Raw genomic sequence first — 5,598 nt, 5'->3', positions numbered from 1 at the left:
GCGCCCGCCCCCGCCGCGACCGAGGCGGTCGCCACCAGCGCGCCCGGCAGCAACAACTGGGCGATCGCCGGCAGCCGCACCGCCGACGGCCGCGCCATCGTCGCCAACGACATGCATCTGGGCCTGCGCGCGCCCAGCCTGTGGTTCCGTGTGCGCCTGCGCTATGCCGATGCGCAGGCGCCGGGCGGCCACGTGGACGTGTCCGGATTCTCGCTGCCCGGCCTGCCGGCGGTGATCGTCGGCAGCAACGGTCACATCGCCTGGGGGTTCACCAACAGCTATGCCGATACCGCCGACTGGTACCGGCTCACGCCGTGCGCCGCGGTGGCGCAGCCCGGCTGCACGCCGGTCACCGTGCACCGCGAACGAATCAAGGTCTCGGGCGCCCCCGACACCGAACTGCAGGTCGAAGACACCGCCTATGGCCCGATCCTGCAACACGAACCCGACGGCAGCGCGCTGGCGTTGCGCTGGGCCGCGCAGTTGCCGGGTGCGCTGAATCTGGGGCTGGCCGACTTCGCCCGCGCCGACACCCTGCCCGATGCTTTCGCCCGTGCGCAGCACATCGCCACGCCGGCACAGAACCTGGTGCTGGCCGACCGCGACGGCCACATCGGCTGGCGCGTGCTCGGCCCGCTGCCGCTGCGCGGCCCGCACTGCGCGGCCGATGCGGTGATGCACGACGTGCGCGCGACAGTGCCGGCGCAGGCGCGCTGCGCGCCATGGCCGCTGTCCACCAGCCAGTCGCCGCAACGCATCGATCCCGCCGACGGGCAATTGTGGACCGCCAATGCCCGCGTGGTCGGCGGCGCCGAACTGGCACCGCTCGGCGACGGCGGCTACGCGCTGGGCGCACGCGCACAGCAGATCCGCGACGACCTGCGCCTGCATCCGCACCTCGACGAACGGCAGTTGCTGGCGATCCAGCTCGACGACCGCGCCCTGTTCCTGCAGCGCTGGTGGGCGCTGCTGCAGCAACGCGATGCCGGTGCGGCGACGCCGGCGCTGCACGCCATCTCGCAAGCGGCCAAGCACTGGGAAGGCCGCGCCAGCACCGGTTCGGTGAGCTACACCCTGGTGCGCGCCTGGCGCCTGGCGGTGCTGACCCGGATCCGCGACGGCCTGATCGCGCCGGCCCGTACCGGATCGAACGCAGATGCCGCGCCCGCGCCACCGCCGCTGCCGCAACTGGAAGGCGTGGCCTGGCCGCTGCTGCAGCAACAGCCGCTGCACCTGCTGCCGCGCCGCTACGGCAGCTGGCAGGCGCTGCTGGAAGACGCCGCCGCCGAGGTGCGCACGCACCTGCAGGCCGATGGCCCGCTGGACACACGCCGCTGGGGCCAGGAGAACCGTGCGGCGATCTGCCATCCGCTGGCGCAGGGCCTGCCCGGGCCGCTGCGCGGCTGGCTGTGCATGCCGGACACGCCGCTGCCCGGCGACGACGACATGCCGCGGGTGCAGCGCCCGGCGTTCGGCGCCTCCGAGCGCATGGTGGTGGCACCGGGCCACGAGGCCGACGGCATCGTGCACATGCCCGGCGGCCAGAGCGGCCACCCGCTGTCGCCGTTCTGGGGCGCCGGCCACGCCGACTGGGTGCAGGGCCGCGCCACAAAGTTCCTGCCCGGCCCGACCCGGCACACGCTGACATTAAGCCCGTCCGCACCACAATGACCCGCGATCGGCTCCGCGCCGGCGTCCGCCCGCAGACGCCGGCCTGCCTTCCCACTTCCCCCACTGCCGAGTCTGCCTACCGATGAAGCGCCCTCCCCTGCTCGCCCTGTTGCTGCCGCTCGCCGCGGCCGTGTCGTTTTCCGCCTGTGCCACGCCGGCTGCCGACGCGCCCGCGGCCGCCTCCGACTGCAGCGTGCGCGCCCAACCCGGCGACGATCTGCAGGCCGCGATCGACCGCGTCCCCAACGACGGCAAACCCGCCACCGTGTGCCTGAGCGCCGGCGAGTTCCCGGTCGGCAAGCTGATCTCGATCCAGCGCGACGGCCTGCGCCTGCGCGGCCAGGGCGACAGCACCGTGCTGCGCATGCGCGACCACGTGCAGCAACCCACCATCGTCATCGGCGACTACCAGAACGAGCGCCCCATGCGGCCGATCCGCGACGTGCGCGTGGAGCAGTTGCAGATCGTCGGCGGCACCATCGACAAGGAGTTCATGCCCGAGCGCCCGTACCTCAGCAACAGCCTGGTGGTGGTGCGCAACGGCCAGAACATCCAGCTGACCCACCTGCGGGTGAGCAAGTGCCGCAGCGCCTGCCTGCTCAGCGAGTTCGACAGCCGCGACCTGCTGATCGCGCACAACGACGTGTCCGGTGCGACCTGGGACGGGGTGTCGTTCAACCGCACCGCCAAGGTCAAGCTGATCGACAACGTGATCCACGACAACGTCGCCGCCGGCATCACCACCGAGCACCTGGAAGACAGCGAGATCCGCGACAACCGCCTGGAGCGCAACGGCAGCCAGGGCGTGTACCTGGCCGACGCGCGGCGCAACCTGTTCGCGGGCAACCAGTTCATCGACAACAAGGGCGCCGGGCTCTACCTGACCTGCTCGATCCGCCAGCGCACGCCGCAGATCCTGTGCTGGGACAACAGCATGAGCCAGGACAACACCTTCGAGAACAACACCTTCCGCGGCAATCCCTACACCTACACCATCGGCGTGGACAGCGCGGCCAACTGCACCGGCCCGGAGTTCCGCCCCAACCTGTGGCGCAAGAGCAACCAGGCCGATGCCTCGGGCATCGACATCCAGCCCGAACGCTACGGCCACTGCGTGCGCTTCGAGTAAGCGCGCGCGGCCGCGGCGCCTGCGCACGCCACCCGGCCGGCCTTGAACAGGTCGGCCGGGGCGCGCCCACCCGCGCGTGGCGGCAGAACCAGAGTGACCGGCAGGCCCGGTCGCGTCCAGGCGGGTGTCGGACCACCACCCAGGCGGCGACACGCCCACCGCGACACATCCATTAAAGCTCTGCCTGCAGCGGCCGCTAACCGGTGACGACGCCCCAGCGACCGACGGACCGCGCTGGACCACCGACCGGCCGTGCCGCAGACGCTGGAGTGCCGCGGCGCTCTGGGAGAGCAGATGAACTACCACCTTCATGTCCGCCGCACCCTCGACACGCCGATCCTGGCAATCCAGGGCCTGACCCTGTGCGTGTGGCTGGCGCTGCTGCTGTGCAACCCCTACCTGAGCCACCCACTGGACGCGCGCTACGCGCTGGCGTTCGCCGCCATGCTCGGCAGCGGCGTGGTCATGCGCATGGCCAGGCACTTCTGGCAATGGCGGCTGGGCGCCTTCCTGTCGGTGATCGCATTCGATGCCGCGTTCCGGCTGCAACTGCATCACATGGGCGACGCCAGCGCGACTTGGATGCTGCCGGTGGCGGTGACCCTGAGCCTGGGCTACAGCGTGCTGTTCTGCCACGCGCGCGACTATCTGCTGGCGCTGGCCTGCACCTGGGCGATCATGCTCGGCTGGCACGACAGCCTGGTGCCGGCCTCCGCCGACCTGCCGCTGCTGGAGATCCTGGTGGCGGCGGTGACCATGGTCGGGTTCGCGTTGAACCGTATCTTCGTCACCACCATGCGCAGCAACCACGCGCTGAAGGAAGGCTATCGGCGCCTGGCCGCGACCGACGCACTGACCGGCATCCCCAACCGGCGCGCGCTGATGGCCGACCTGCAGGCAGCGGTCGGCACCCAGCACGCCGTGCAGTTGGCCATGCTGGACATCGACGACTTCGAGCGGATCGGCGCCGAGCACGGCCACCACGTCGGCGATGCGGTACTGCAGGCGCTGGCGACGGAACTGGTGCGGCTGGACCCGCGTTGCCGCGTCGGCCGCCTCGGCGGCGAGGAGTTCGGCCTGCTGTTCGAGGGCGTGTCGCAGGACAAGGCGAGCGCACTGGTGCAGCGCCTGCAGCAGCGCATCCGCGGCCTGCGCGTGGATGGCGCCAGCTTCACCTGCAGCGTCGGCTTGGCCGCGTTGCCGGCCGGCGGCGAACTGTCCGACCTGCTCGCCCGCGCGGACCGCGCGCTGTCTGCCGCCCGGCAGGCGGGCAACGGCAGCCTTCGCCTGGACGGCGCCACGCCGGTGTCGGCGGGCACGTCCGCGGCGTTCGCGCGCGATCCCGCGCTGCCGGCCGCCACGTCGCTGTAGCACGCAGTACCAACAGCCCCCGCGGGGCGGCGCATGCCGCCGCCCCGCAGCGCACTCGCTCGTGGTGCACGCGCATCAGGCCCGGCGCAGACAGCGCAGACGTCCATCCCGCTTCACCGCCGCTGCGTGCGGCACGAACAGGCTGAACCGCAGACGCTGCGGCCACTCAAGCCGCCACGCCGGCATGCCGATAAGCTGCCATCGATCCAGCGCGTGCGCGTCGGCGTCCGCACATCACGAACCGGCCGGGACGCGCCGTTGGGCAGCACATGACGTACCCGGAGTACATCCGCCACCTGCTGGGGCGGTCGACCACCGCCATCCAAGCGCTGACCCTGTCGATCTGGGTCGCGACGCTGCTGTTCAATCCGTATCTGCAGCGACCATGGGGCCTGGTCAATTTGATCCTGCTGGCCGCGCTGCTCGGCACCGCCGCCTGCACCCTGCTGGTCCGCCGCTTCTGGCACTGGCGCCTGAGCGGCGCGCTGTACGTGCTGCTGCTGTCGTGGGCGTATCAGATCGAGCTGCGGCAGATGGGCGTACATGGCGAATTCTGGTGGCTGCCGACCACGGTCACCCTGTGCCTGGGCATCAATCTGCTGTTCCCGTTCACGCGCGACTACCTGCTGGCGCTGGCATACACCTGGACGATCATGCTGAGCGGTCGGTCACTGCCACCGGCGGCCGCCAGCGACCCGATGCTGCTGGGGCTGCTGGTCGTCGCGGTGTCGCTGATCGGCCTGGCCATGAACCGCACCTTCGCGCGCAGCATGCTGATCACCTACCGCCTGAAGGAAGACTACCGGCGCATCTCCGAGACCGATGCGCTGACCGGGCTGGCCAACCGTCGCGCCCTGATGGCGCAACTGCATGCGCTGGCGGCCGAGCGCGGTCGCCGCGGCACGCTGCAGTTCGCGATGCTGGACATCGACGATTTCAAGCAGGTCAACGACCGCCATGGCCACGATGTCGGCGATGCGGTGTTGCTGGCCCTGGCCGCCGAACTGACCCGGCTCGAACACGGCTGCCGGGTCGGCCGGCTCGGCGGCGAGGAATTCGGCATCGTGCTCGACGGCATGAGCGACGCGCAGACCGATGCCCTGCTGCAGCGGCTGCTGGAACGCGTGCGCCAGACCCGCGCCAAGGGCGTGGCCTTCACGTTCAGCGCCGGGGTCGCGCGCATGCATCCCGACGGCGACGTCTCGGATCTGCTCAAGCGTGCCGACCGTGCGCTGTATGCGGCCAAGCGCGACGGCAAGAGCCGGATCTACCTGGACAGCGCCACAAGGCCAGCCCCCATGGCGGCCATGCACGGCGCCCTCGACAGCGCGGCGCCGACGGCGGATCCGGCGTAGCGGGAGGTGCGCGGAAAGGAGCCGCATCCCGCGGCACGCATCGCCGGCGTCGAACACGCACGCTACCGGAGC

At 71.3% G+C, this 5,598-nt stretch carries 4 protein-coding genes; all 4 read left to right on the top strand.

Translation table 11 applies throughout. The features are described from left to right. Positions 1-1,671: penicillin acylase family protein (locus D183_RS0121350; protein ID WP_017910789.1), on the top strand; the 1,671-nt coding region annotated here is incomplete at its 5' end. 82 nt (positions 1,672-1,753) lie between these two features. Then, positions 1,754-2,800 carry a right-handed parallel beta-helix repeat-containing protein gene (locus tag D183_RS0121345; RefSeq protein ID WP_017910788.1) on the top strand — a complete coding sequence of 349 codons (1,047 nt, stop codon included), beginning with the start codon at positions 1,754-1,756 and terminating at the stop codon, positions 2,798-2,800. 294 nt (positions 2,801-3,094) lie between these two features. Beyond that, positions 3,095-4,171, top strand: coding sequence for a GGDEF domain-containing protein (locus D183_RS0121340; protein ID WP_017910787.1), 1,077 nt, complete (start codon positions 3,095-3,097; stop codon positions 4,169-4,171). 269 nt (positions 4,172-4,440) lie between these two features. Next, on the top strand, positions 4,441-5,526 hold the full coding sequence (locus tag D183_RS0121335; protein ID WP_017910786.1) for a GGDEF domain-containing protein: 1,086 nt from the start codon (positions 4,441-4,443) through the stop codon (positions 5,524-5,526). Positions 5,527-5,598: the final 72 nt, after the last annotated feature.

It is taken from the genome of Xanthomonas sp. SHU 199 (assembly GCF_000364665.1).
In the GTDB taxonomy this organism is placed as follows: Bacteria; Pseudomonadota; Gammaproteobacteria; order Xanthomonadales; family Xanthomonadaceae; genus Xanthomonas_A; species Xanthomonas_A sontii.
The sequence above is the reverse complement of the archived record's forward strand: the minus strand, read 5'-3'. Positions and strand labels throughout refer to the sequence as shown.